Annotated in this window: 19 protein-coding genes; 6 read left to right on the plus strand and 13 right to left on the minus strand. The window is 68.5% G+C overall.

Annotated elements, in window-relative coordinates; translation table 11 throughout:
- Positions 1-247: 247 nt before the first annotated feature.
- From ACFYTS_RS09555 to ACFYTS_RS09585, 7 genes are all read right to left on the minus strand, one after another.
- The gene (locus tag ACFYTS_RS09555) at positions 248-1,432 is read right to left on the minus strand and encodes a peptide synthetase (RefSeq protein ID WP_357280529.1); all 1,185 of its coding nucleotides are present in this window, start codon (positions 1,430-1,432) and stop codon (positions 248-250) included.
- A gap of 30 nt (positions 1,433-1,462) precedes the next feature.
- Positions 1,463-2,503, minus strand: a complete 1,041-nt coding sequence (locus ACFYTS_RS09560) for an NAD-dependent epimerase/dehydratase family protein (RefSeq protein ID WP_357280526.1) — start codon at positions 2,501-2,503, stop codon at positions 1,463-1,465.
- 70 nt (positions 2,504-2,573) lie between these two features.
- Entirely contained in the window at positions 2,574-2,843 is a 270-nt protein-coding gene (locus ACFYTS_RS09565; RefSeq protein WP_379092903.1) for a hypothetical protein, read from the minus strand.
- Positions 2,840-4,660, minus strand: coding sequence for a fatty acid CoA ligase family protein (locus tag ACFYTS_RS09570; RefSeq protein ID WP_387302500.1), 1,821 nt, complete (start codon positions 4,658-4,660; stop codon positions 2,840-2,842). Before ACFYTS_RS09570 ends, ACFYTS_RS09565 begins: the two co-directional genes overlap by 4 nt.
- Positions 4,657-5,568 (minus strand): hypothetical protein, encoded by a 912-nt coding sequence (locus tag ACFYTS_RS09575; protein ID WP_387302502.1) that lies wholly within the window; start codon positions 5,566-5,568, stop codon positions 4,657-4,659. The genes ACFYTS_RS09570 and ACFYTS_RS09575 overlap by 4 nt, the downstream gene beginning before the upstream one ends.
- Positions 5,569-5,577: 9 nt before the next feature.
- Positions 5,578-6,630, minus strand: coding sequence for a 3-oxoacyl-[acyl-carrier-protein] synthase III C-terminal domain-containing protein (locus ACFYTS_RS09580; protein WP_357280516.1), 1,053 nt, complete (start codon positions 6,628-6,630; stop codon positions 5,578-5,580).
- A gap of 338 nt (positions 6,631-6,968) precedes the next feature.
- Complete coding sequence (locus tag ACFYTS_RS09585) at positions 6,969-7,640, minus strand: TetR/AcrR family transcriptional regulator (protein ID WP_357280514.1); 672 nt, start codon at positions 7,638-7,640, stop codon at positions 6,969-6,971.
- Between the two features lie 166 nt (positions 7,641-7,806).
- Here ACFYTS_RS09585 and ACFYTS_RS09590 point away from each other — a divergent pair, with 166 nt between their 5' ends.
- Positions 7,807-8,628 (plus strand): helix-turn-helix domain-containing protein, encoded by an 822-nt coding sequence (locus tag ACFYTS_RS09590; protein WP_387302504.1) that lies wholly within the window; start codon positions 7,807-7,809, stop codon positions 8,626-8,628.
- Between the two features lie 125 nt (positions 8,629-8,753).
- Positions 8,754-9,536: a helix-turn-helix domain-containing protein gene (locus ACFYTS_RS09595; protein WP_387302506.1), complete on the plus strand. Its 783-nt coding sequence runs from the start codon at positions 8,754-8,756 to the stop codon at positions 9,534-9,536.
- Between the two features lie 217 nt (positions 9,537-9,753).
- Here the strand turns inward: ACFYTS_RS09595 and metG are convergent, their stop codons facing one another.
- Positions 9,754-11,310, minus strand: coding sequence for a methionine--tRNA ligase (gene metG / locus ACFYTS_RS09600; RefSeq protein ID WP_357280507.1), 1,557 nt, complete (start codon positions 11,308-11,310; stop codon positions 9,754-9,756).
- A 54-nt stretch (positions 11,311-11,364) separates the two neighbouring features.
- Between metG and ACFYTS_RS09605 the strand changes: the two genes are divergently transcribed.
- Together ACFYTS_RS09605 and ACFYTS_RS09610 are read left to right on the plus strand one after the other, a co-directional pair.
- A complete protein-coding gene (locus ACFYTS_RS09605) occupies positions 11,365-12,192 on the plus strand; it encodes a TatD family hydrolase (RefSeq protein WP_357280505.1) in 828 nt (275 codons plus the stop codon).
- 275 nt (positions 12,193-12,467) lie between these two features.
- Entirely contained in the window at positions 12,468-13,595 is a 1,128-nt protein-coding gene (locus tag ACFYTS_RS09610; protein ID WP_357280503.1) for a transglycosylase family protein, read from the plus strand.
- A gap of 147 nt (positions 13,596-13,742) precedes the next feature.
- Here the strand turns inward: ACFYTS_RS09610 and ACFYTS_RS09615 are convergent, their stop codons facing one another.
- From ACFYTS_RS09615 to ACFYTS_RS09625, 3 genes are all read right to left on the minus strand, one after another.
- The gene (locus tag ACFYTS_RS09615) at positions 13,743-15,347 is read right to left on the minus strand and encodes an FAD-dependent monooxygenase (protein WP_387302509.1); all 1,605 of its coding nucleotides are present in this window, start codon (positions 15,345-15,347) and stop codon (positions 13,743-13,745) included.
- On the minus strand, positions 15,326-16,666 hold the full coding sequence (locus ACFYTS_RS09620) for a serine hydrolase domain-containing protein (RefSeq protein WP_387302511.1): 1,341 nt from the start codon (positions 16,664-16,666) through the stop codon (positions 15,326-15,328). Before ACFYTS_RS09620 ends, ACFYTS_RS09615 begins: the two co-directional genes overlap by 22 nt.
- A gap of 88 nt (positions 16,667-16,754) precedes the next feature.
- Positions 16,755-17,522, minus strand: coding sequence for an SDR family NAD(P)-dependent oxidoreductase (locus ACFYTS_RS09625; RefSeq protein ID WP_387302512.1), 768 nt, complete (start codon positions 17,520-17,522; stop codon positions 16,755-16,757).
- Positions 17,523-17,684: 162 nt separating this feature from the next.
- Between ACFYTS_RS09625 and ACFYTS_RS09630 the strand changes: the two genes are divergently transcribed.
- On the plus strand, positions 17,685-18,842 hold the full coding sequence (locus ACFYTS_RS09630; RefSeq protein WP_357280492.1) for an alpha/beta fold hydrolase: 1,158 nt from the start codon (positions 17,685-17,687) through the stop codon (positions 18,840-18,842).
- 25 nt (positions 18,843-18,867) lie between these two features.
- Here ACFYTS_RS09630 and ACFYTS_RS09635 read toward each other — a convergent pair whose 3' ends face one another.
- The gene (locus ACFYTS_RS09635; RefSeq protein WP_387302514.1) at positions 18,868-20,376 is read right to left on the minus strand and encodes an alpha/beta fold hydrolase; all 1,509 of its coding nucleotides are present in this window, start codon (positions 20,374-20,376) and stop codon (positions 18,868-18,870) included.
- Positions 20,377-20,614: 238 nt separating this feature from the next.
- On the opposite strand from ACFYTS_RS09635, the gene rsmA reads away from it, so the two are divergent.
- Positions 20,615-21,496, plus strand: coding sequence for a 16S rRNA (adenine(1518)-N(6)/adenine(1519)-N(6))-dimethyltransferase RsmA (gene rsmA, locus ACFYTS_RS09640; RefSeq protein WP_357280487.1), 882 nt, complete (start codon positions 20,615-20,617; stop codon positions 21,494-21,496).
- Positions 21,497-21,526: 30 nt separating this feature from the next.
- On the opposite strand, the gene ACFYTS_RS09645 is transcribed toward rsmA, so the two are convergent.
- Positions 21,527-23,119, minus strand: a complete 1,593-nt coding sequence (locus ACFYTS_RS09645; RefSeq protein ID WP_387302516.1) for an ArnT family glycosyltransferase — start codon at positions 23,117-23,119, stop codon at positions 21,527-21,529.
- Positions 23,120-23,531 lie beyond the last annotated feature (412 nt).

Genomic DNA, 23,531 nt, shown 5'->3' on the forward strand with positions numbered 1-23,531 from the left:
GATCGTCCGCTGACACCCCGGGATTCGGCTGCGGCCGAGTGGTCGGTGGTCTCGGCGGGATCGCCGGTGGTGGCGGGCGAGTCGCCCTCGACCCCGGCTCCGGCGGCCTCGGTGGAATTGCCGACGGTGGTCATGGGCACTCCGATCCTGTTGTGCGCGAGCGGGTCAGCGCGTCGGGCCGGGCACCGTGGCCAGGCCGGACGCGCTCGGCGGCGGCACCGCCGCTACACCCCGGTGGGCTCGGTCCCTAGTTGTGAGCGGTCGAAGGTTGCTGGGCGAGTTCGCTTTCCAGCGTCCGGACGATGCGGTCCAGCAGCGCGTCCAGGCGTTCGGGCACGCCGCGGCCGCTGCGCGCGGAGACGGTGAGCTCGGTGCGCCCGCCGCATTCGGTCATGCCGATGAGCAGCGGCATGGCGACGCTGTGCTGTGGCATCACCTTGATGGCGGTGGGCGCGAAACCGGGGACGGCGAGGGCGTCGAGATCGTAGCGGCCCATGTGGGAGACGGTGGCGGAGGCCAGGTTCAGGCCCGTGCGCGAGCCCAGGGCGTTGAGGACACGCAGCAGTCCGCGTCCGGCGGCCTGCGGCAGGTACTTCAGCCCGCCGTTGTCCATCTGGTTCAGTTCGCGGTTCTCCGCGAGCCCCGCGCGCTTGATCTCGTTGAGCTGCCGCCAGTCCATGCCCGGCCGCACGTCCAGGAACAGCGGCAGCGCGAGATTCGCGGTCGACCGCAGCTCCGGGTCGTGGCGTCGGATGTCGACGGGGATCATGATGCGCGAGACGGGCCCGCCCTCGTCGGCCAGCATGGCCGCCACCCGCATCAGCGTGCCCGGCCCGGTCGCGTGAATGGTCCTGGTGCGCAACAGATGCCGGTGCTCGCCACGCTCCTGGCGGCCGTGCCCGGTCGCCGACCGGAAGCGCGGCAGCATGAGGGTGGGCCGCCCGGGCGCGCCGATCCGCTTCACCAGTTCGGCGTCGGCGATCGGGTCGGCCGCGCCCACCGGCTCCTCGCCGCGCAGCGCCCGCAGCACGTCGGTGGTCCACATGACCATGCCCATGCCGTCCATGACGCCGTGGAACACCCGGAAGACCAGCGCGGTGGTCGTGCCGGTGAGCAGCAGCACCTCCACCGTGGCGTCGGGGGTCGGCCCGATCGGGCTGGTCAGCACCGGATCCGCTTCCAGCGCGGGGTAGCGCAGCGTGTGCTCGACCACGCGCACGCCGGGTGCGCGTCCGCTGTCCACCCAGTGGCGGCCCTCGCGCACCAGGCGCGCGCCCGGGTTCGCGGCGGCGGCGGTGGCGACCGCGCGCCGCAGCGCCTCCGGATCGATGCTGCCCGTGCCCTCCACGACCAGCTGCATCAGGAACGGCGGAGCCAGATCCCGCATCGGGAAGTAGATGAGTTCGGTGGGGGAGATGGGACGGCGGAACATGGGCCTACCTGCCTGGATCGTCTCGATGCGTTAGATCTGCGCGTTCAATGCCACCGCGCCGCCCTGGCTTTCGAGCCAGGTCAGGAAACCGGCCAGGCCGGTCTCACGGTCGACGATCGGCCGGTAGCCGAGATCGCGGGCGGCGGCGGAGGTGTCGTAGGTCGCGGTGCGGGTCATCAGCGCGACCACGTACCGGGACAGCGGCGGCGACCACCGGGTGGCGACGAAGGGTATACGCCAGACGGTTTCGATGGTGGCCACGATCGCGGCGAGTACCTTCGGATTCGGCTGCCGGGTCGGCTTCGGGTAGCCGAGACCGGTCGCCACCTCGCCGAGGAAGCCCCATACGTCGGTGCGTTCGGCGTCGGCGATGAAATACGCCTTGCCGCCGGCGTTCTCGCTGCGCGCGGCCAGTACGCAGGCCTCGGCGATATTGTCCACATGGCACAGCGAGGCGTACACCTGCCTGCCGTAGGACAGGTCCGGCAAGGACCCTTCGCCCGCCCGGCCCAGCAGCCGCACGATCGGCCCGGACCGGTCGCCCGCGCCCCAGATGGCGCGCGGCCGCAGCGCACACGTGGTGAACCCGTCCGTATTCGAGGCCAGGACCAGGCGTTCGGCCGCGGCCTTGGTCTCGGAGTAGTGGTTCAGGTAGCGGCTCGGGTATGGCACCGATTCGTCGATGTCGACCTGATCGCCGCCGCCGCGGTCCATGAGCGCGCTCGGGCTGGACACGAACACGAACCGCGAAGCGCCATTGCGTCTCGCCGCCCGCAGCAGATTCTCGGTGGCCGTGACGTTCTCGGCGACGAACTGGTCGCGCGTGCCGCGATCGTCCACCCGCGCGGCGCTGTGGAAGACCACGTCCACGCCCTTGGTGGCGCGATCCAGGGACCCCGGATCGGTGAGGTCGCCGGTGACGACCTCCACCCGATCCAGCACCTCCGACAGATCGCGCAGGTTGCTGGTCGGCCGGGCCAGAATGGCCACCTCGTAGTCGCCGTCGCGGACCAGGCGGCGCACCAGCGCCCCGCCCAGGAATCCGGAAGCGCCCGTCACCAGTGCCTTCACGCCCTGTCCTTTCCGTATGCCCGGGAGCGCCGCGTGGTTGTGCGAGCTGCCTCCTCCGCGCCTGACCCGGTCATGCGGCCTCCTGCGTCTTCCACCAGGTGATCCCGAAGATCTGGGTCATGGCCGCCGTCTTGACCGGCGAGTGCCCGCTGTCCGCGGTGGCGCGCAGGGCGGCCGGGATCTGGGCCGCGTGCACCACGACGCTCAGGAACGCGTCGATCCAGAACACCGCGCGCAGCAGCCGGTTCTCCGGGGCGCGATCCCCCGCCGCGAGCAGCACGCCCACGGCGAGATACAGCCAGCCGAGCACCGGAATCGCCCGTAGTACCAGCACCTTCATCGTCGTTCGTCCTTTCCGAGCCGCTCCGCCGCCCAGACCGCGAGCTGCTCGCGGCCGATCTTGGCATTGTGTCGGATATCGACCGGGAACTTCGGGTGGAACAGGAACGTGGAAACCGCTGCGGTGACCGTGAATTCGGCCGCCCGCGCGCGCAGCCCCGCCGTCACGGCCGCGGGATCCGCGCCCGGTTCGGTCTCGACACACAGCACCGGCCGCTGCGCGCCCCGCTCGCCGACGCCGACCAGCGCGGTCCGGGCCACGCCGGGCACGGCGTTGAACACCTGCTCCACCTGCACCGAGAACATGGGTCCGGCGGCGGTCTGCAGTCGCTGACTCTTGCGTCCGCAGAACCAGATCCGGCCCTCGCCGTCGATGCGGGCCAGGTCGCCGGTGCGATGCCACACCGTCTCGCCGTCCTGGATCTTGCCCGCCGCGTTCGCCGACTCCGGCCAGTAGTAGCGGGTGCTCACGTTCGGCCCGGACACCACCAGTTCGCCGATGCCGCGGGTGGCGGCCAGCTCGGTCTCGCGGGCCTGCGCGTGCGCCCAGGTCGGGATCGGGTCGTCGGTGATGGCGACCAGCCGCGCGCGCACCCCTTCGGCGGGACGGCCCACACAGGTGCCCTCGCCGAGGCGGGCGCGATCGGCCGGACCGGCCAGCAGCTCACGAGATTCGATGGTGGACATGGGCAGCGCCTCGGTGGAGCCGTACCCGGCGTACACCTCCGCGTCCGCGGCCAGCACCCGGCGCAGCCCGGCGATGCAGGTGTCCGGGACGGGCGCGCCGCCGGAGAAGATGCTGTGCAGCGTCGGCACCGGCGTGCGGTGCGTCTCCAGGTGCCGCAGCAGCGGGATCAGCACGGCGGGGGAGGCGAACATGGTCTTCACCCCGAACCGGTTGATCGCGTCCACCACGTGCGCGGGATCGGTGGAACCGACCTTGCTGGGCACCAATGGCGGCAGGACACACCGGGATCCGAGGAGCATGTCGAGAATGCCGACCAGCGGCAGCGTGATCAGCGAGGTGCCCGGCTCCACCCGGCCGCGGGCGGCGTGCACCTGCTCGACCATGGCGCTGAGATTGCCGTGCGTCATCTCCACGGCCTTGGCGGGACCGGTCGAGCCGGTCGTGTAGGCGATGAGCAGCACCTCGTCGGCGGGCGCGGGCACCCGCTCGCGCAGGGTGAAGGCGTCGAACGGGGCGCGGTGCTCACCGGACGGCCGCCGTGACTCGGCGACGGAGGCGAGCAGTTCCTCCAGTCGCGCCGCCACTTTCGCGCCGACCGGACCGGCGGCGTCGGTGCGGAAACGGATGCCGAACCGGCTTGCCGTCACCGGGGCGTCCCAGCTGCGCAGGGTCGGCCCGCCCCAGAACCAGCGCGGGCCCACGGTCAGCGTCACCCGCACATCGCGGAAATGCTTGGCGAACAGCACCCGCGCCGCGTGCGCCTGCGGGATGCCGATGAACGCCTCCGCGTTCGCCGCGCGCAGGCAGTTGAGCATCTTGCGCACACCCATGCCCGGATCGATCACGACCGGGATGGCGCCGATCTTCAACAGCCCCAGCATGATCGCGTACAGCTCCGGGCTGGGCAGCACCAGCACGATGGTGCGGGTGCCACGGCCCACCCCGGCGGCGGCCAGGTGCAGGCCGATGGTGTCGGACCACTCGTCGAGCTCACGGTAGGTGAGATGGCGGTAGTCCGGCAGGCCGGAGGCGGTCTTCCCCGCGGGGTAGATCACCGCCTCACGGTCCGGATCGGCGGCCACCACCGCACGGAAGCGGTCGATGGCCTGCCAATAGGTCGCGGTGGTCACGCCGCGGCCCCGACCACGGCGGGCAGACGGTAGACGACGGCGGCCGCCGACGGGCCCGCGCCCGCCGCCACGAACAGCACATCGCGGTACCCGGTCAGCGATTCCGCTTGGGCGGCAGCGTGATACGCCAGCGACAGCGACGCGGTGTGCGGGTCGCCCTGGGACAGGTCCGGGAGGAACACCGCGTCCGGGGCGATGCCCAGCTCCTCGGCCAGGCGGGCCGGGAAGTCGTCGCTCGGGGTGGCGGCGATCAGGGCGGTGGTGGTCTCCTCCGCGGCACTGCCGGAGAGGGCGGCGCGGGCGGCGTCGGCGGCGACCGCCAGCAGCCGGTCCAGGTAGTCCGGCTCACGGTCCACCGTCATCAGGCCGCGGCCGCGGTCGCCCATGGTCTCGGTGTCCACGTACGACTCCAGGCCGGGGGTGCCCGCGGCGGCCCGGGTGTGCACCTGGCCGAAGCCCTCGGGCTCGCCGGTCTGCTCCAGCAGGAGCGCGGCGCCGCCGGTGGCGTAGGGGAATTCGTCGTCGGCGGCCGCGCGGGTCATCGACGGGTGGGTGTCGCCGGAGACGATCAGCACGTGCTCGGCGCTGCCGGTCGCCAGCACCGCCTGGGCCACCTGCACGGCATTGAGCACGCTGGTGCCGGCGTTCATCAGGTCGAAGGAGAAGGACCGCGGGTCCTCCTTCACGTAGTCGAGGCCGATGCCCGCGGCCTTCTGGATCAACGCCGAGACGGCGGGCTCGACGGTATTGCTGTCGCGGAAGATGCCCGCGTTGATCATGACCCCGACCTGTCCGGGCTCCACCCCGGCGCTCTCCATCGCCCGGCGCGCGGCCCGGCCGCTGAGCTCCACGATGCTGAAAGTGTCGGTGTCCCGGGCGATTCCGGTGGATTTGATGCGCACACCCATGGCGGTACCTCAGACCTTCAGCGACGAGATGGTGGTGGACAGGAATCCGCCGACGACCCCCGACGCCGCGGGAATCATCAGGATCTTCGATCCGGCGGCCAGGTTCTGCTGGCTCAGCTGATCGTGCAGCACGATGAAATGGGAAGTGCTGGAAGTGTTTCCGTACTTCTCGATGACATTCAGGTCCGGCGGCATCGGGTGGCCGAATTCGCGTTCGGCGATGGCGTTCATGAACGGGATGGCCGCCGCGCCGAACTGGTGGTGGATGATGTAGTCGAAACCCTCGTCGGCGAAGGTGAAGCCCTGCGCCTCCATGAAATTGCGCTGGGTGTCGGTCCACAGCAGGAACCGGGCCTCGTTGTGCATCTTCCGGTTGTCGGTGTACAGCGCGACGCCGTTGGACTTGTCGCTCGGCATTCCCAGACAGAGGTGGGAGAACTCCGACGCGGTGGTGAGTTCGATGTAGTGGATCACGTCGTTGTCGTCGACGGCTTCGTCCAGCGCCACGCACGCGCCGGAATCGCCGACGGTGAGCGAGGCGAATTGCAGATCGTATTTGCTGGAGATTTCGTCGACCGCGGTTTCCGCGATCGGCGTGATGGCCTCACCGCTGACCACGATGCCGCGTTTCACGGCGCCGCTGCGAATCATGCGGTCGAGAATGTAGACGCCACTCATCATGCCGGCGCACGCATTCGAGAGATCGAATGCGATGACATCCTCGCGGGCGCCGATGGCGCGGGCGATCGTGCCGGCGAAGGACGGCTCCATGTACATCTTGGTGCCGTGCTTGCTGCGGGTGATGGACGTGGAGATGATGATGTCGAGATCGCCCGCGGCGTACGACGACCTGGACAGGCAGTCCTCGACCGCCTTCATGGCGAGCGCGAAGGAATCCTCGCGGCTCTCTGGGCGGGTGTCGCGGAAGCGGCGTTCCTTGACTCCCGTAATTCGTTCGAGATCGAATTCGGGAGCCTCCTTCAATCGCGCGACGAGTTCTGCTGTGGTGACCCGGTTCTCGGGCAGATAGGCGCCGATCGATTCGAATCGAGATTGCGGCACAGGGGACTCCTGAAACTGGGGAGGCTGAAAAGCATTGGGGGGAAAGGTGATCGACTGTGATCGTCAAGCTCGGATGCGCTGAGGCTACCCGAGGGTAATCAGCTTGGGGAACTGTCGCGTTCCGTGTAACCGTCTGAGACGAAAGGTGAACAGTCGCTTACTGTTACCGGCAGTGACAGAAAAAGCCTTCGTGCAGCCAGCCTCGCCGAGGTCGCGCTGAAATGGGGGTTTGGCCTTCTCCGGCAATGCAAGTGAACACCCGGCTATCCTCGGTCATGTGCCTTGGGCATGGTCCGGATATGGCGGGACGAAGCACCCGTTGTGAGTGAGTTCACGCGTCAGGCGCGTGCGGGCAGCCCCAGTACCGCGTTCACGAATTCCACGAACAGCGGCGCCAATTCGGGCACCCGATGCGCCCCCTCGGCGACGATGACCCGCCGCGTGCGCTCCCCGATCGCGTCCGGGATCAGCGCGAACAGTTCGTCCGCGATCACCGGCAGGCTCGGATCGGTCACCCGCGCCTCGGCATAGAACGCGCGATACAGGTCCGCGAACCGATCCACCGACAGATCCCGCAGCGCCACCGACTGCTGATCCACCTTGAACGCCTCGACCAGCATCAGCCGCGCGAAATCCGGTTCGGAGGCCACGGTTTCGCAGAATGTCACCACGATGGACTCGATCCGCTCGTGCGCCCCCGCGGTGGTCGGCAACTGCCCCAGCTCGTCCACGATCCGGGTGGCCATGATGTCCGAAGCCGACCGCACCGCCTCGATGAAGCACTGCTCCTTATTGGAGAAGTGCTCGTAGAACGTACTCCGCGAAACCCGGGCCCGCCCCACGATATCGGTCAGCGTAACCGCGTTATACCCCTTGGTCTCAACGCATTCCACCATCGCCTCCAGCAGCCGCCCCCGCTGCGAGGTCAACACCGCATCTCGCGCCGCCCGATGCCGCTCCTCGAAATGGGTGCGCTGCAACCCCCCGGCCGGCCCAGCCCACTCCCGCATCCATACCCCTCTTACTGAACTGCATCCACTTCAGATCCCCATTATCGACTGGTGGCCGTCCACCCCCCGCCCCGGCATTGACGTCGCATGCCATCAGTAGCTACCCCTTTGTCTCACAAAAGGGACCGGAGTCGCTGTGACCTGCACCGGACCGTAGGCTGTCGGCGTGCTCGAAGGCCTCAACCCGACCCCCGAACAGCCCGTACTCGGGATGTACATGCGGTACCGCCGGGAGATCCTGGGAATCACCCAGGAGGAGGCCGCACGCCGGATGTACGTCAGTGTCTCGCTCTACCGCAAGCTCGAGAACGGGGAGCGCGCGCTGACGGGCGATCGGCTCGAGGACTGGTGCAAGGCCATCGACGCTCCGGTGTGGATGCTCGAGAAGATGGTCTCCCTCGCGATGCCGAAGATCTCGACACTGGCCCGCGGCGCCTGGCCGCCCCAGCTGCGCCAGGAGGACATCGACCACCTCAACGCCCTGCCCTGCCCCGCCTTCTTCCACCGCTTCCCCGAGTACGAAGTGCTCGCGGCCAACCCGGCTGCCCTCGGAGCGCTGCCTTGGCTGGCCCCGGCGCCCCCGGGCGCGGATCGCCCGGTGAACGTCATCGAGCAGATGATGATCGTCCCCGTGGCACCCGAAGTCCTGGTCAACTGGGACACCATCGTTCACCGTCTGCTCTTCAGCCTGCGCATCCTGGGCACCGGCGTCGTCGCCCCCGAACGCATGGCCCAGATCATCGAAACCTGCAGTGTGAACCCCGCGTTCGAGCGCATGTGGAGCACCCCGGTCGCCGAGGACCTGTACAACGACTCCGCGATCCTGGTTCGCAACCCCGAAACCGGCGAACTCATCTCCCTCACCATGCGCGTCTACAACGCCTACCACCCCCAGGGCTGCTCCTATCAGCTCTTCATGCTCACCCCCCGCCTCCCCGGCACCCCCACGGTCGACCCGTTCGTCCTGAACGCCATGAGCCAGTCGTGATCGGCCACATCGACGGTGCGTCCGAGCCGGCACCTTGACCATCGATCCGTTCGCGAAAGACTGATCCGTCCCGAGGAGGTGGACCGATGATGTTCGGCGGGAGCTCGGCCGCGCCGGAGCAGCCCATGCTCGGCATGTTCATGCGCTACCGGCGCGAGCACTTGGGATTGACCCAGCACGACGTGGCGCGACGCATGTTCGTGAGCCTGTCCCTGTATCGCAAGCTCGAGAACGGTGAACGCCCCATGTCGCCGGAGCGGCTGGCGGACTGGTCCCGGGCCATGGACGCGCCCGCGTGGTTGTTGCGCAAGATGGCTTCGCTGGCACTGCCGATGGCGTCCGCGGTGGAGGCGGGGGTGTGGCCGCCGGCGTTGCGGGCCGAGGATATCGAGCATTTGGAGGCTTTGCCGTTTCCGGCGTTCTATCACCGGACGCCCGAGTACGAGATCTTGGCGGCGAATCAGGCCGCGCGGGAGGCGTTTCCGTGGCTGCTTCCCACGCGTGTGGATGCCGAGCGGCCCGCGAATGTCATCGAGCAGATGATGACCGAGCCGATCGCGCGGGAGGTGCTGATCAACTGGGAGCTGATCGTGCATCGGCTGCTGTTCATCCTGCGGGTGAACGCGCCGGGGACTGTCGCTCCGGAGCGGCTCGCGCAGATTCTGGAAACCTGCCGGGTGAATCCGGAGTTCGAGCGATTCTGGACCACCGACCTCAGTGAAGAGCAGTTCAACGATTCACTGGTTCTGGTGCGGGACCCGGAGACCGGCGGGCGGATGGCGCTGACCATGCGCTCCTACAATGCCTGGCATCCCGACAACTGCCCGTACCAGTTGTTCGTGCTCACGCCCCGGGCCGACCCGACGCCGAGCGTGAGTGCCCCAATTCGTGCGACCTCTGCGGGTTGACCCTGCCACAGCGGGGCCGGATGCTTGTTCGGCGAGATCAAAACTGCTGCTGCCCGGTCCGAGCCCGTGCTTCGGATCGGGCAGTTTCGCGTTTTCGCGCGGCATTCCCGTTCCGGTGCTGGTGGAGTTCGGAGGGGAATCTCCACCCGTGGTGGATACGGGTGTGACGACTCGGTGACCGCCCGCCGAAGGGGGGCGGGCGGCACCGGATCTCGTATTACTTGGGGGTCACGTACTTCGGGAAGACGACTTCGGGCTCGGGGAGAGCCGTGCCCGGGACCAGCGGGGTGGAGACGTCGGCGAAGGTGCGGTCGGGGGCGGCCAGCAGGTCGAGGATCTTGCCCGCTGACGCGGGGATCACCGGCTGGACCAGGATCGAGACGATGCGCAGGACTTCCATGGTCACGTAGAGGATGGTGCCTTCGCGGGCGGTGTCCTCGGGGGTGCCGGCCTTGGCCAGGGTCCAAGGGGCCTGGGCGGAGAAGTAGCGGTTGGTCTCCCCGAGGGTGAGCCACAGCTGTTCCAGGCCGAGATGGATCTGCTGCTGGTCGAATTCGGCGCGGACCTTCTCGAGCAGGCCGTTGGCGCGGTCCAGCAGGGCCTTGTCGTCTGCGGTGAAGTCACCGGGGGTGGGGACCACACCGGCGAAGTCGCGGCCGACCATCTTCAGGCAGCGCTGGGCCAGGTTGCCGTACTCGTTGGCCAGGTCGGAGTTGATCCGGCCGATGATCGCCTCTTCGCTGTAGGAGCCGTCCTGGCCGTAGGAGATCTCCCGCAGCAGGAAGAAGCGGACGGCGTCCAGGCCGAAGGTGTCGACCAGCTCCATCGGGTCGACCACATTGCCGACCGACTTGGACATCTTCTCGCCCTTGTAGTTGACGAAGCCGTGCACGAAAACCCGCTTCGGCAGCGCGATTCCGGCGCTCATCAGGAACGCGGGCCAGTACACGGTGTGGAATCGCGAGATGTCCTTGCCGATGATGTGCAGATCCGCGGGCCAGTACTTCTGGAACGAACTCGAGGAGGTGTCGGGGTAGCCCGCGCCGGTGAGGTAGTTGGTGAGCGCGTCCACCCACACGTACATGACGTGATCGGGATGCCCGGGCACCGGAACGCCCCAGTCGAAGGTGGTGCGCGAGATCGACAGATCCTTCAGGCCGGCCTTCACGTACGAGACGATCTCGTTTCGCCGCGTCGCGGGTGCGATGAACTCCGGCTGCGTCTCGTACAGTTCGAGCAGCTTGTCCTGGTACTTGGACAGGCGGAAGAAGTAGTTCGACTCCTCGGTCCACTCCACCGGGGTCTTGGTGTCGGTGGAGATGCGGGTGCCGTCCTCGAGGACGGTGGTCTCCTCCTCGGTGTAGAACGCCTCGTCGCGCACCGAGTACCAGCCGGCGTAGGTGTCGAGGTAGATATCGCCCGCGGCGACCATCTGCTCCCAGATCGCGACCGACGCGGCGAGGTGGTCCTCGTCGGTGGTGCGGATGAAGCGGTCGAAGGAGATGTCGAGCGCCTTGTCCATGTTCTCGAAGACGTCGGAGTTGCGCGAGGCGTACTCCTGCTCCGAGAGACCGGCGGCCTTGGCGGCCTGCTGCACCTTCTGGCCGTGCTCGTCGGTGCCGGTCATGTAGAACACATCGAAGCCGTCCAGCCGTTTGAAGCGGGCCAGGGCATCGGAGGAGATGTACTCGTAGGCGTGCCCGATGTGGGGTGCGCCGTTCGGGTACGCGATGGCCGTGGTGACGTAAAAGGCGGGGCGATCGGATGCGCTCATGGTGTGTCTACTCTATCTGCGTGTCCTACGTCGCTCGCGTGAATATCCCCGTCCATGAGTAGCCGCCGACCTGCGCCCGAGCCGCCGGAGCCGCTGTCGCCGCTGATCGACGCGCACACCCACATCGACGCCTGCGGGGCCACCGATCCGGAATCGGTTGCGGCGCTGGTGGACCGGGCCCGTGCGGTGGGCGTCCGGGAACTGGTGACGGTCGCCGACGACCTGGAGGCCGCCCGCTTCGCGGTGCGCGCCGCCAACTGGGACGACCGCGTGTACGCCGCGGTCGCGCTGCACCCGACCCGCGCCAACCATCTCGACGACGCCGCCAAGGCCGAGCTGGAGCAGCTGGCCGCCGATCCGCGCGTGGTCGCGGTCGGCGAGACCGGCCTGGACTACTACTGGCCGGGCAAGCTGGAGGGCTGCGCCGATATCGAGGAGCAGGTCGAGGGCTTCCGCTGGCACATCGACCTGGCCAAACGGCTGGGCAAGCCGCTCATGATCCACAACCGCGAGGCCGATCACGACCTGCTGGCCGTGCTGATCGACGAGGGTGCGCCGGACGAGGTGATCTTCCACTGCTTCTCCTCGGACACGAACATGGCGATGGCGTGCGTGGAAGAGGGCTTCGTGCTGAGTTTCTCGGGCACGGTCAGTTTCAAGAATGCGCACGAATTGCGGGAGGCCGCGAAACTGGTTCCGGACGAACTGATTCTGGTGGAGACCGATGCGCCGTTCTTGACGCCGCATCCGTTCCGGGGCGCGCCGAACGAGTCCTACATGCTGCCGTACACGCTGCGCGCGCTGGCGGAACTGCGGGAGCAGGATCCGGTGCAGCTGGCCAAGATCACCACGGCGAACGCGCGCCGCGTCTACGGGATCTGACGCGCCGCGTCCACGCGATCTGACGCGCCGCGCCCACGGGATTCGAGGGGGCCGCGGAAACGCGGCCGCCGCACCTTTTTTCGTTTTCGCGCCAGTCCCGCGTTGCCCTCGGTACGAGTTGAACCGGTGTGGCTTGGCTCACTAAGATCTGCCGCGATCGTGATTCACCTGCGGTTCGATATCGGGTCGTGACCGTCGTTCTCGCAGTACCACCGCGAGTGGTTGTGATTCACCGACCCCCTCGTTATCGTATTGTGACCATGCCGGGATTTCCGATGCACGCTTTGGCGAAGATCAACTCGTCGCGTTCCCCGATGTTGTACGGGGCGATCGCGGCGATGCTCGTCACGCTCATCGTCGGCGCGGGCGTCGCCATCATGAGCAAGAAACAGGTGACCTTCGTCGTCGACGGCAAGAATTTCGTCGTGTCCACCATGCGCGGCGATGTGCGCGGCGCGCTGGCGGATGCCGGCTACGGCATCTCCGGCCGCGACGACGTGTCCCCGTCGGCGGGTGCGCGCATCAGCGACGGTTCCACCATCACGCTGAACCGCGCCCGCGAGGTCTCGCTGATCGTGGACGGCACCCCGTCCAAGGCGTGGACCACCGCGCTCACCGTGGCCGAGGCCGTGGTGAAGCTGAATCTGCCCGGCGACGTCTACACCTCGCCCGCGCGCCCGACGCCGCTGCCGCTGGTGGGCGCGCAGCTGCTGATCACCAACCCGCGCACGGTCGAGCTGAGCGACAACGGTTTCGCCCCCGCCCTGGTCCGGCTGGCCGCGCCGACCGTCGGGGAACTGCTCCAGGTGCAGGGCCGCCCGCTGGTGAATCAGGATTTCGTGGTCCCGGCCGCGAACACTCCGCTCACCGAGGGCATGAAGATCACCGTCACCCGCAAGATCGTGCAGAACCGCACCGAGCGGGTGCCGCTGGATCCGCCGGAGAACACCATCGAGGATCAGTCGCTCAATATGAGCCGCACGATCGTCGAGAATGCGGGCGTACCGGGTACGCAGGACGTGACTTTCGCGGTCTCCATCGTGAACGGCCAAGAGGCGGGCAAGGATCCGATCAATTCCACCGTGATCGTCCCCGCGCAGCCCAAGACCGTGCGCCGCGGCGCCAAGCCCGGCACCGAGGTCCCGGAGGTCAAGGACGGCCGTACCTGGGACGCCCTGGCCAGCTGTGAATCCGGCGGCAACTGGGCGATCAATACGGGCAACGGCTATTTCGGCGGCATCCAGTTCGACCAGAGCACCTGGGAACGGCAGGGTGGCACCCGTTACGCGCCTCGCGCCGATATGGCCACCCGCGAGGAACAGATCGCCATCGCCGAGGTGACCCGCGCCCGCCAGGGCTGGGGTGCGTGGCCCGCGTGTACGTCGCGGCTGGGAATCAGCTAGTCCAGACCCCTCATCGGCCCGGACAGCCACATCGGGTCGAACGGCTGTCCCGCGAGTGCGGACAGTGGACTCTCGCCGGGAATGTCGGTTCCACGAATCGGGCTGTTACCGAAGATCTTCCCCGCGGGGCGTCGGCCTCGGGCCCGGTCAGCGGAAAGTCGATGCGAGGTAGGTCACCAGGTCCGCGGTGTCGGCCGCGCGCCGGGCGTAGCCGAGGTAGCCGTCGGGGCGGATGACGAAGGCCGAGCGCCGCGCCGCCCGGTAGGCGTGCGCGAATTCGCCTGCGGTGTCGCGGATCAGCGGCAGGATGGTCGCGTCCGCCGCGGCCTCGGGGGTGGCGATCAGGTAGACGTTCAGGTGGCAGTACGCGGTGGTGGCCACCTCTTCCAGCGCGCGCAGGTCGGATTCGGTGGTGGTGTCGTCCGTGTACAGCAGCAGGGTGTGGCGGATCCCGTCCAGCAGCGGGAGCAGCCGGAGGTCGAAGGCGACGGCGGCGCGGGTGAGGCCGCGGGCGTCGGGAGCGCGGGCCCCGGCGCGCGGGGCGGGTTCGTCGGCGGGTGAGGCCGCCACGATCGGGCTGCCGGCGTAGTCGATGAGCAGCTGGGCCTCCCGGCGCAGCACGTATTCCGGGTCGGTGGAGTCCGCGCCGATGCCTTCGCGGGCGCTGCGGACCGTGCGGCCGACCACCTCCTCACCGACCGGTCGGCGTTCGGCGTCGTAGGAGCCGAGCAGGGCGGGGGAGGCGTCGCCGCGGACCGCCAGCGCCAGTTTCCATGCCAGGTTGTGGGCGTCCTGGATGCCGGTATTCATCCCCTGCGCCCCGGTGGGCGGGTGGATGTGGGCGGCGTCGCCCGCCACGAAAACCCTGCCGTGACCGTAGGAGTCGACGATCCGGTGGCTGATCCGGAAGACCGAGGACCAGCGCAGATGCGAGACCCGCGCCGGTTCGGGGGCGAGCCGGTCGATGACCGCTTGCAGGTCTGATATCTCGGGCGTCCATCCGGTGGCGAAGCCGTGTTCGATGCCGTCGCCGGTCTGCTCGCCCGGGTGGCCGTCGGGCAGCAGCATCGAGATGCGGTACCGGTGCAGTCCGGGCAGCGGGATGCAGACCAGCACGTCGTCGACGACGCCGTCGGTCCGGTGGCGGGCGCGAATGTTATAGCCGCGCGGCATGTTCCAGCCGAGTTCCACATCGCCGAGCATGTACTGCTCGGCGAACGCGCCCCCTTCGAACGACAATCCCAGCGCCTTGCGGACCGTGCTGTGCGCGCCGTCGCAGCCGACGAGATACTCCGCGCGCGTGGTCGTGGCGCCGCTCCCGTTCTCCGACGTGACCGTGACCCCGTCGGCGTCCTGCTCGAAAGCCGTTACCCGCGTGCCGCGTTCGATGACGCCGCCGAGTCCGGTCAGCCGGTCCCGCAGGATTCGCTCGGTCTCGTACTGCGGCAGCCCGACGAATCCGTACGGCACGTCCGGCGGCAGCGTCAGCTCCATCCGCCCGTCCGGTTCGCCGTTGACGTAGGCGAGTTGCCCGCGCAACGGTATTGCGGCGTCGAGGATTTCCCGCACCACGCCCATCTGCTCGAACACCTCCAGCGCGCGCGGCTGGATGCCGACGGCCTTCGCGTACTGCGGTGGTTCGAGCAGCGGGTCGAGGATCCGGCACGGTACGCCCCGGCGGCGCAGTTCGATGGCCGCGGTCAGGCCGACGGGTCCGGCTCCGGCGATGATTACCGCGGTGTCGTCGTCCACGGCGTCGACTCGGTCGGCGAGGCGGGTGCGGTGGTGCTCGTAGCGCTATCACGTTGTGCCGGATCGGGTCCGGACAGGACGTTGGCGCCGTAGAAGGTCGGCAGCATGGCCTTCACCAGCACCAGGGCCGATCCATCGCCGGAGGGCACCGCCGCCAGGTTGGTGGCGACCACGATGGTGAGCCCGGAATCCGGGTCCGACGCCATGTAACTCATGAAGCCCGGGAGCTGGCCGTCGTGCCCGAACTGGTGTTCACCGAATCGCACCAGGCCCAGGCCGTATCCCGCCAATGCCGGAAGGTCCGGGTTGATCGGCTGGATGCTGTCCATCCGCATCTTCTGGAACTTGGCGTCGAGCAGCTTGCCCTCGACGAGCGCCTTGGTGAAGGTGGTCATGTCCTCCACCGTCGAGATCGCGGCCCCCGCGGCCCAGGCCCAGGAGGGGCTCGAGGTGGTCGAGTTGTTCGGTTGCAGGGTGCCCGCCAGCGCCGCCGCCCGCTGGTCCGGGGGCAGGGCGTAGGTGTCGATGGTGGAGACCATGGTGCCGAAGGTGTAGCCCTGCGGGTGCGGATCCGGGATCGAGGAGTCGGTCACCGCCGGGAACGAGGTGTTCTTCAGCCCGAGCGGCTCGAAGATGCGCTGGCGCAAGGCATCCGCCAGGGGCATCTTCGCGACCTTCTCGATGACCAGACCGAGCAGGATGGTGTTGGTGTTGCTGTATTCGAACTTCTCGCCCGGCGGGAATCGGACCGGGTGCGCGAAGGCGATGGCCAGCAGCTCCTCGGGGGTCCACACCTTCTGCGGGTCCTTGTCGAGCTCGATGCTCAGGTCGCGGTCGAAGGTGTAGTTGTAGAGGCCGCTGCGCATTTCGGCGAGCTGAGCGAGGGTGATCTTGTCGCCGTTGGGCACCCCCGGCCAATGCTTGTCGATCGGATCGTCGAGGGAGAGCTTGCCCTCCTGGGCGAGCTGCATGACGACCGTGACGGTCATGGTCTTGGTATTGCTGCCGATCCGGAAATGGTCGTCCACCCGGATCGGGTCGTCCTCGCCGACGGTCCCGGTCCCGAAGGCGGCCTTCCAGTTCCCTTCCTTGGGCGAGGTGATCATGACGACCGCGCCCGGAATGACATTGTCCTTCATCAATTTCGTGATGATCGGGCGCAGCTTCGCGGCGTACGCCGGTTCCTTGGATCCATTCGAGTCCGGGGAACCGCTGGTGGATTCCTTCGATCCACCCGAGTCCTTCGAGGACTCGCATCCCACCGCCACCGACATGCCCACGGTGGCGACAAGCACTCCGAAACTCCGCCGGTTTCCCATGACTCTCCGTCCGGGTCCGATGTTCGTGGCTAGGAAGTGCTTGCCAGCCTAACTCCGTACCGATTGGTCCTGATTGAAATCGGGTCCGCTACATCAGCGCGCCGCCGTCGACCCGCAGCTCGGTGCCGGTCATGTAGCGGCCGTCGTCGGAGGCGGCCATGGCGACCACGCCCGCGATGTCCTCCGGCTTGCCCAGCGCGCCGCCCTCGATCCAGCCGGGCAGCCGCGCCATGAGCGACCAGTCCGCGTCGGCGGGCAGCGCCAGCCCGGAGGTGATGCCGGAGCTGATGCCACCGGGCACGATATTGACCGCGCGCAGGCCCTTCTTCACGTATTCGAGCGCGATGGAGTGGGTCAGCGCGTTCACGCCCGCCTTGGACGCGGAGTACGCCGCCATGTACGGGTTGGACCCGAACGCCGAGGTGGAGGAGAAGTTCACGATCACGCCGCGGCCGGATTCGATGAGCGCGGGCAGGGCGGACCGGATCATCAGGAAGGTGCCGGTCAGATTGACCGAGATGACCTTGTTCCAGTCCTCGAGCGGCATCTCGTGGGTGTGCGCGGCGCGCAGGATGCCCGCGGCATTGACCAGAACGTCCAGGCCGCCGAGGAATTCGAGGGCCTCGGCGGTGACCGCGCGGACCGACTCCTGGTCCGCGATGTCGATGGTGAGGGTGCGCAGGCGTTCGCGCTGCGGCGCGGGGGCGGCCTCGACGGTGGCGGCCAGTCCGGCCTCGTTCACATCCGCGGCGACCAGCCGGGCCCCCTCGGCGAGCAGGCGCAGGGCCACGCCCTGACCGATGCCCGATCCCGCTCCGGTGACAATGACTCGACGACCTTCGTATCTGCTCGACATGGCGAGAAATTAGAACAAGTTTCAAAGCGCGTCAATGGGGTGTGCACCGGATACTCTCCGGCTATTTGCCAGAGTGTTCACATATTTGAACGACAGTCCAGTCGATAAACTCCTTCGCCGTATGTGTTTGGGCAATTGGGGTCGGGACCTGATGGAGGATTCATGCGTTCGGTTGGTTGGCGTACTCGTGCGTGCACGGCGGCTCTCGCGGCGGCCGGCGCCCTGCTGGTGATCCCGGGCGCTCCGGCACAGGCCGATCCCGGCACCGCCTTCGCCACCACGCCCGCACGGGACGGCTTCCGTGGCCTGTCCGGCGGCACCTTCATCGACTACTGGACCACCCGCTCCAACGGCGAACCGGTGAAAGCCAGTGGCACGCTGTTCGTTCCGCCCGGCCCCGCGCCCGAGGGCGGCTGGCCGATCATGGCCTACGACCACGGCACCTCCGGCATGGGACCGGGCTGCGGCGGTCAGACCGACACCACCCACATCACCCGGGTCGCCGAGGACAAGTTCCTGCAGTACCTGGTGAACAAGGGCTTCGCCGTGGTCGCCCCCGACTACCTCGGCCTGGGCCGCTTCGACACCGGCCCGCACCCGTACCTCGAGATCGGCACCGAGGCCGGCTCGACCATCGACCTGCTGAAAGCCGCTCGCGCACTGAACCCCTCGCTGTCGCGCAGCTGGGCGGTCGCCGGCTTCTCACAGGGCGGCCAGGCGGCGCTGGGCACCGCGCACCTGCAGGCCGCCACCGCACCGGATCTGGACTTCCGCGGCACCATCACCGTCGACCCGGAATCGGATCTGGAGAAGATCACCCCGTTGGTCGGCCCGTGGGTGCCGGAGATCCCGGGCCAGGCCGGAACCGCGGTCAACGGTTTCGTGGTCAGCATGCTGGCCGGCCTGCGCGCCACCCACCCGGAGGCGAACGTCGACAGCTTCCTCACCGAGCGCGGCCGCCAGGCGCTCGACGAGTCGCAGAGCCTGTGCCTCCCCGACATCATGAAGAAGGTCGAGGGCATGGGCATCGGCGACATGCTGTCGCGGCCGCTCAACGATCCCGCGTTCCAGACCGCCATGAACCAGTACATGACCGTGCCGGTCAACGGCTACGACGCGCCGATCCTGTTGCTGGTCAACGCGACCGACACCACCGTGCCCTCCCCGCTGCACGCCGCGCTGGCCGCGCAGTTCGCCGCCAACGGGGTCGACTTCTCCACCGTGGTCGGCACCGGCAGCCACACCCAGCTGAACCCGGCCATGTGGGATGCGATCGGCGCCTTCACCGATCGCATCCTGTCCACCCCCACCCTGCCCTGAGCCGAGGCCGTCGGGCCCGGACCGGCTACTTCGGGAACCAGTTGTAGTCGGGCGCGCAGGTGATGTCCGCGTCCGGGCGGACGCCGGTGGCCAGGTAGGTGTTCACGGCATCGTTCACGCACGGGCTCAGATCGTCGCGGAACGACGCGTGAATTCTGGTGTCCGCCAGGGTGATCAGTCGTGACTTCGGGAGCTTCGCGTGCAGCGCCAGGCCCTCGGAGTAGGCGGTGCGGGTGTCGTGGACATTGGCCAGCATCAGCACCGGGGTGTCGTTGCCGATCTCGGTGGGCTGCTCCACCGGGTCCGGCCAGAAGGCGCAGGCGGTGATGTTGTTGGCGAACGCGCCGAACACCGGCTGCGACGCCCGGGTGGCCTCGACGTTCTTGTAGTACCAGGCGGGATCGCGCGGCGCGGCCTTGTCGCCGCACATGATGGCGGCCATGGCGGCGGCGTCCAGCGGCACCACCGAGAAGATCTTGGCCTGCAGGGCGTCCATGTCGATCGGGCCGCCCGCGACGCCGCTGGCCACCATGGTGAGGATCTCGGCGAGGTTCGGGTTGAACTGTGGATTGGGCAGCAGCGCAACCAGAATCATCGGGATGGTGTGCTCGTCGACGAGGAAGCCGCTGCCGTAGATCTCGTGGCCCGCGGACCGGCGGATCAGATCCTCGACCCAGCCGCGCACCGCCTCGGGGGTGGTGCCGAAGTGGTAGAGGTCGTCGTGGCGGGCCGCCCAGGCCGCCCAGTCGTCGAGCGCCCACTCGTTGATCGCGCCCATGTCCTGGTAGAGGCCGATGTAGTAGCGGTCCGGGTCGATGGGGGAGTCGAGGACCATGCGGTCGACGCGGTCGCCGAACAGCTGGGTGTAGACCGCGCCCAGGTAGGTGCCGTAGGAGGCGCCGAAGAAGTTGATCTTCTGCTCGCCCAGCACGCTCCGGATGACATCCATGTCGCGGGCGGTGTTGCGGGTGGTGATGTGGCGGATCTTGCCGGGGTCGGTGGCCACGCAGGCGCTCGCCATGGCCGCGGCCACCGTGGCGTCGCGGGCGAAGCCGAGGACGTCGAAGCCCGCCGAGAACAGAATGGTGGGAATCGGGATCGTGCAGTTGACCTTGTCGGAACGGCCGATGCCGCGCGGGTCCATGCCGATGATGTCGTACTGGGCGCGCACGTCATCGGACAGGTTCGTCAGGTAGTTGGCGGGCATGCGCAGGCCCTGGCCGCCCGGACCACCCGGATTGGTCAGCAGGATGCCGCGACGGCGCTCCGGATCGGTGGCCTGGACCCGGGAGATGCCCAAGGTCAGCGTGCGGCCGCCGGGATCGGCGTAGTCGAGCGGGACGACCACGCCCGCGCACTGCGCGCCCGCCTTGTCCAGGATCTTGTCATTGCAGGCCTGCCAGTTCAGCGTCTGATGCGTGAAGCGATCCGGCGCGACGGGCGCTTCCGCGTGCACCGGGCCCGCCGGCAGGGTGGCGGCCGCGGTCACCAGCGTCGCGCCCAGAACGAACCGTCGAATCCGCCGAGCGGGCATGCACTGTCCTCCAAGGTCGTGGTTGCCGGGTGGCGACGCTACCCGGGCGTGGGGCGAAAAGCCCTGAGTGATGGGGTTTTTGGTCCGACGCGCGCGTCCGCCACGCCGTAGCGGTGCTGAGGCGGATGACCGCGGCGCCGGCCTCGGCGGGCTCACCGACCGCATCTTCGCCGCGCCGACCGTGTCCTGACCGGGGTGTCGGCGCGAGTGATCCGCCCAGCTTGATAGGTTTTCCAGAATGTCCGAACCCGAAGTCGCCGGTCGTGGAAAAGCCGCCCTGCTGGGCCCCGCCGAAGTGCGTGAGCTCGCCGAGCGATTCGGGGTCCGCCCGACCAAGCAGTTGGGGCAGAATTTCGTCCACGATGCCAATACGATGCGCCGCATCGTCGCCACCGCCGGCGTGACACGCGGAGACACCGTGCTCGAAGTCGGGCCCGGGCTCGGATCGCTGACCCTCGCCCTGCTCGACGTGGTGGATCGCGTCATCGCCGTCGAGATCGATCCGACGCTGGCCACGCATCTGCCGCAGACCGTCGGGGCGCGCGCTCCCGAACTCGCGGACCGGCTCACCGTCGTGCCCATGGACGCCATGAAGGTCACCCACGCCGACCTGCCCGCCGAGCCGACCGCGCTGGTCGCCAACCTGCCCTACAACGTCGCGGTGCCGGTGCTGCTGCACCTGCTGGCCGAATTCCCGAGCATCCGGACCACGCTGGTCATGGTGCAGCTCGAGGTCGCGGATCGGCTGGCGGCCACGCCGGGCGGGCGCATCTACGGCGTGCCCAGCGTGAAGGCGGGCTTCTACGGCACCGTGCGGCGCGCCGGAACCGTTGGCCGCCAGATCTTCTGGCCGGTGCCGCAGGTGGAATCCGGGCTGGTCCGCATCGACCGGTTCGACGACGCGCCCTGGCCGCAGGACGACGCCTTCCGGCAGCGGGTGTTCGCGGTGGTCGACGCGGCCTTCGCGCAGCGCCGCAAGACCCTGCGCGCGGCCCTCGCGGGCTGGGCGGGCACGGCCGCGGAGGCCGAGAACCGTCTCACCGCGGCCGGTATCGCGCCCACCGCGCGCGGTGAGACGCTCGATACCGCCGCTTTCGTTCGTCTGGCTCAACAAGGCTGACTCCCCGCAGCCGGCCGAGTCCGTGGACTCTCAGATTCCGCTGGGGAAGGTGAGGGTCTGCAGGCCCGGCCACACGTCGGCCCACGGGTGCTTGGGTTCGCGGCACACGTAGACGGTCATCAGGCGCTCCAGGCCGGGCAGGCCGTTCGGGTCGTTGATCTTGGTGACCTCGGTGGTGGAGTTGAACTGGGCCAGGAAGTCCTTGTCACCCACGCCGTCCACGGACAGGTAGACGATGGTGCGGTAGGAGTCCGACGGCGGGCCGAAGTAGCCGAAGCCGCGGTTCGGGCTGAACACCGGCGGCAGGTTGTAGTCGCGGCCGAATTCCTCCAGCGCACTGGCCTGCACGTAGGCGGCGGCGACCACGGCGGTGTTGTCGCGCTCGGCCTCCGGCAGTCCGGCCACCGCGTCGGCGACCGCCTTGGTGAAGGTCTCGTAGCCCGCCGGGCCGGTGAGCGATTCACGCTGCCAGTACTGGGCCTGGTCGGTGATCGGCTTGTCGATGCCGGTGAAGTCGCGCGCCCACTCCCAGCTGTAGGGGACCGGGATCGATGCCATCCACGCCGTGAACATGACCGCCGACAGCACCGCCACGGCATTGACCCACTTGCTGATCTGCTTTCGCGCCTCGACCGTGCTCAACGCGAACGCACCCGCGCCGACCAGGGCGGGCCAGAAGCCCGCCACGTAGTAGGAGCGGCCGTTCTCCACCAGGACGATGATCAGCAGGCCCAGGCCCGCGATCAGCGCGAAACGGTAGGGGCGCAACGCCTCCAGCCGAGTGAGGCCCCACAGGCCGAAGATGCTGAGCAGGCCGCCGAGCAGGCCGCACTGGACGGCGATCTCGATCGCGCAGATCAGTGGACCGGTATTGGCGGCGTACTGCTCCTGGGCGATGATCTCGGTCATCTGCGATTCCACCCAGCCGTGCTGCACCTGCCACACGATGCCGGGGACCATCGACAGCGTCAGGATCGCGGTCCCGACGTACAGCGCCGGGCGGCGCAGCAATTCGCGCGGGCCCGCGATCAGCACGCCCAGGCCGAGCAGCGCCCACACGCCGGGCATCATCCACTTCGCCTGGAACGCCAGCGCGGCGGCCACGCCCGCGACGATCAGCAGGTAGTCCTGCCGTGTGCGCACCCAGCGGATGAGCAGCCAGATGATGGCCGCCTGCAGGGGAATGTCGAAGGTCAGCGTGATCAGCTGCATCTGGTTGAACGCCAGCGGCGACACCGCGTACGCCGTCGCGGCCAGCACCTGATAGCGCGCGCTCGCGCCCAGCTCCCGCGCGGTGGCGGCCGCGACGACCGCCGCGGCGGCCATCAGCAGCAGGGCCGGAATGCGCAGCGCCAGCACCGAACCCGGCGCGATCAGATCCATCACGTGCGCCACGAACGGCGCCAGCGGACCCTGATCCGGGTAGGCCCACGCGAGCCGGCGCCCGGCCGCCAAGAAGTACAGCTCGTCGCCGAAGTAATTGATCCGAGCCGCGGGGAGGCCGAGCACGGCGGCGAACCCCAGCGAGACCGCCAGGACGCCCTTCCACGCGAACGGATGCACCCGCCGTTCGGCGGCCGGTTCGACGGCGACCGGCTCCGGCGCCACTTCGGTGGTTGACACTATGCCCTCCCAGGGAACACAAAAACGCCCGGCGAAACCGAAAGTCGGCAAGGCCGGGCGTCGATCACGCAGCAGAATATCCGCAAACCCCCCTTGCAGTCGCCCCGAACTTTCAGGGGCTTGCCGCCCCCTCCGCAGCAACCCGCCTCCCGGCACCCGGGTTCGCCCCCTCCTGGCGGCGTCTCGACAGGCCCTGTCGAACAGTTCTCAGCACCCCTCCAGCTACCCCTGTGAACGGCCGCTGAACACCGTAAACGCCGCTGCCGAACCGGTGCTCTCGCGGGTTCCCGCCACCGGTACGCGCCCGCTGATCGCGCGAAAGTGACCGCGCTCATCCCGGTCGGATTTGTCTCAAATGGGACATGTCACAGTTACGCCATTCGGGTCCGCCTGTGGGCGGCGCGATCTCGCC

The organism is Nocardia sp. NPDC004151, from assembly GCF_042874235.1.
In the GTDB taxonomy this organism is placed as follows: domain Bacteria; phylum Actinomycetota; class Actinomycetes; order Mycobacteriales; family Mycobacteriaceae; genus Nocardia.

Coding starts and splice junctions, on each gene's coding strand:
- rsmA (WP_357280487.1), top strand. CDS start 20,615: ATGTCCGAACCCGAAGTCGCCGGTCGTGGAAAAGCCGCCCTGCTGGGC.
- ACFYTS_RS09575 (WP_387302502.1), bottom strand. CDS start 5,568: ATGGGTGTGCGCATCAAATCCACCGGAATCGCCCGGGACACCGACACT.
- ACFYTS_RS09555 (WP_357280529.1), bottom strand. CDS start 1,432: ATGTTCCGCCGTCCCATCTCCCCCACCGAACTCATCTACTTCCCGATG.
- metG (WP_357280507.1), bottom strand. CDS start 11,310: ATGAGCGCATCCGATCGCCCCGCCTTTTACGTCACCACGGCCATCGCG.
- ACFYTS_RS09585 (WP_357280514.1), bottom strand. CDS start 7,640: ATGCGGGAGTGGGCTGGGCCGGCCGGGGGGTTGCAGCGCACCCATTTC.
- ACFYTS_RS09605 (WP_357280505.1), top strand. CDS start 11,365: ATGAGTAGCCGCCGACCTGCGCCCGAGCCGCCGGAGCCGCTGTCGCCG.
- ACFYTS_RS09565 (WP_379092903.1), bottom strand. CDS start 2,843: ATGAAGGTGCTGGTACTACGGGCGATTCCGGTGCTCGGCTGGCTGTAT.
- ACFYTS_RS09620 (WP_387302511.1), bottom strand. CDS start 16,666: ATGGGAAACCGGCGGAGTTTCGGAGTGCTTGTCGCCACCGTGGGCATG.
- ACFYTS_RS09610 (WP_357280503.1), top strand. CDS start 12,468: ATGCACGCTTTGGCGAAGATCAACTCGTCGCGTTCCCCGATGTTGTAC.
- ACFYTS_RS09625 (WP_387302512.1), bottom strand. CDS start 17,522: ATGTCGAGCAGATACGAAGGTCGTCGAGTCATTGTCACCGGAGCGGGA.
- ACFYTS_RS09595 (WP_387302506.1), top strand. CDS start 8,754: ATGCTCGGCATGTTCATGCGCTACCGGCGCGAGCACTTGGGATTGACC.
- ACFYTS_RS09635 (WP_387302514.1), bottom strand. CDS start 20,376: ATGCCCGCTCGGCGGATTCGACGGTTCGTTCTGGGCGCGACGCTGGTG.
- ACFYTS_RS09630 (WP_357280492.1), top strand. CDS start 17,685: ATGCGTTCGGTTGGTTGGCGTACTCGTGCGTGCACGGCGGCTCTCGCG.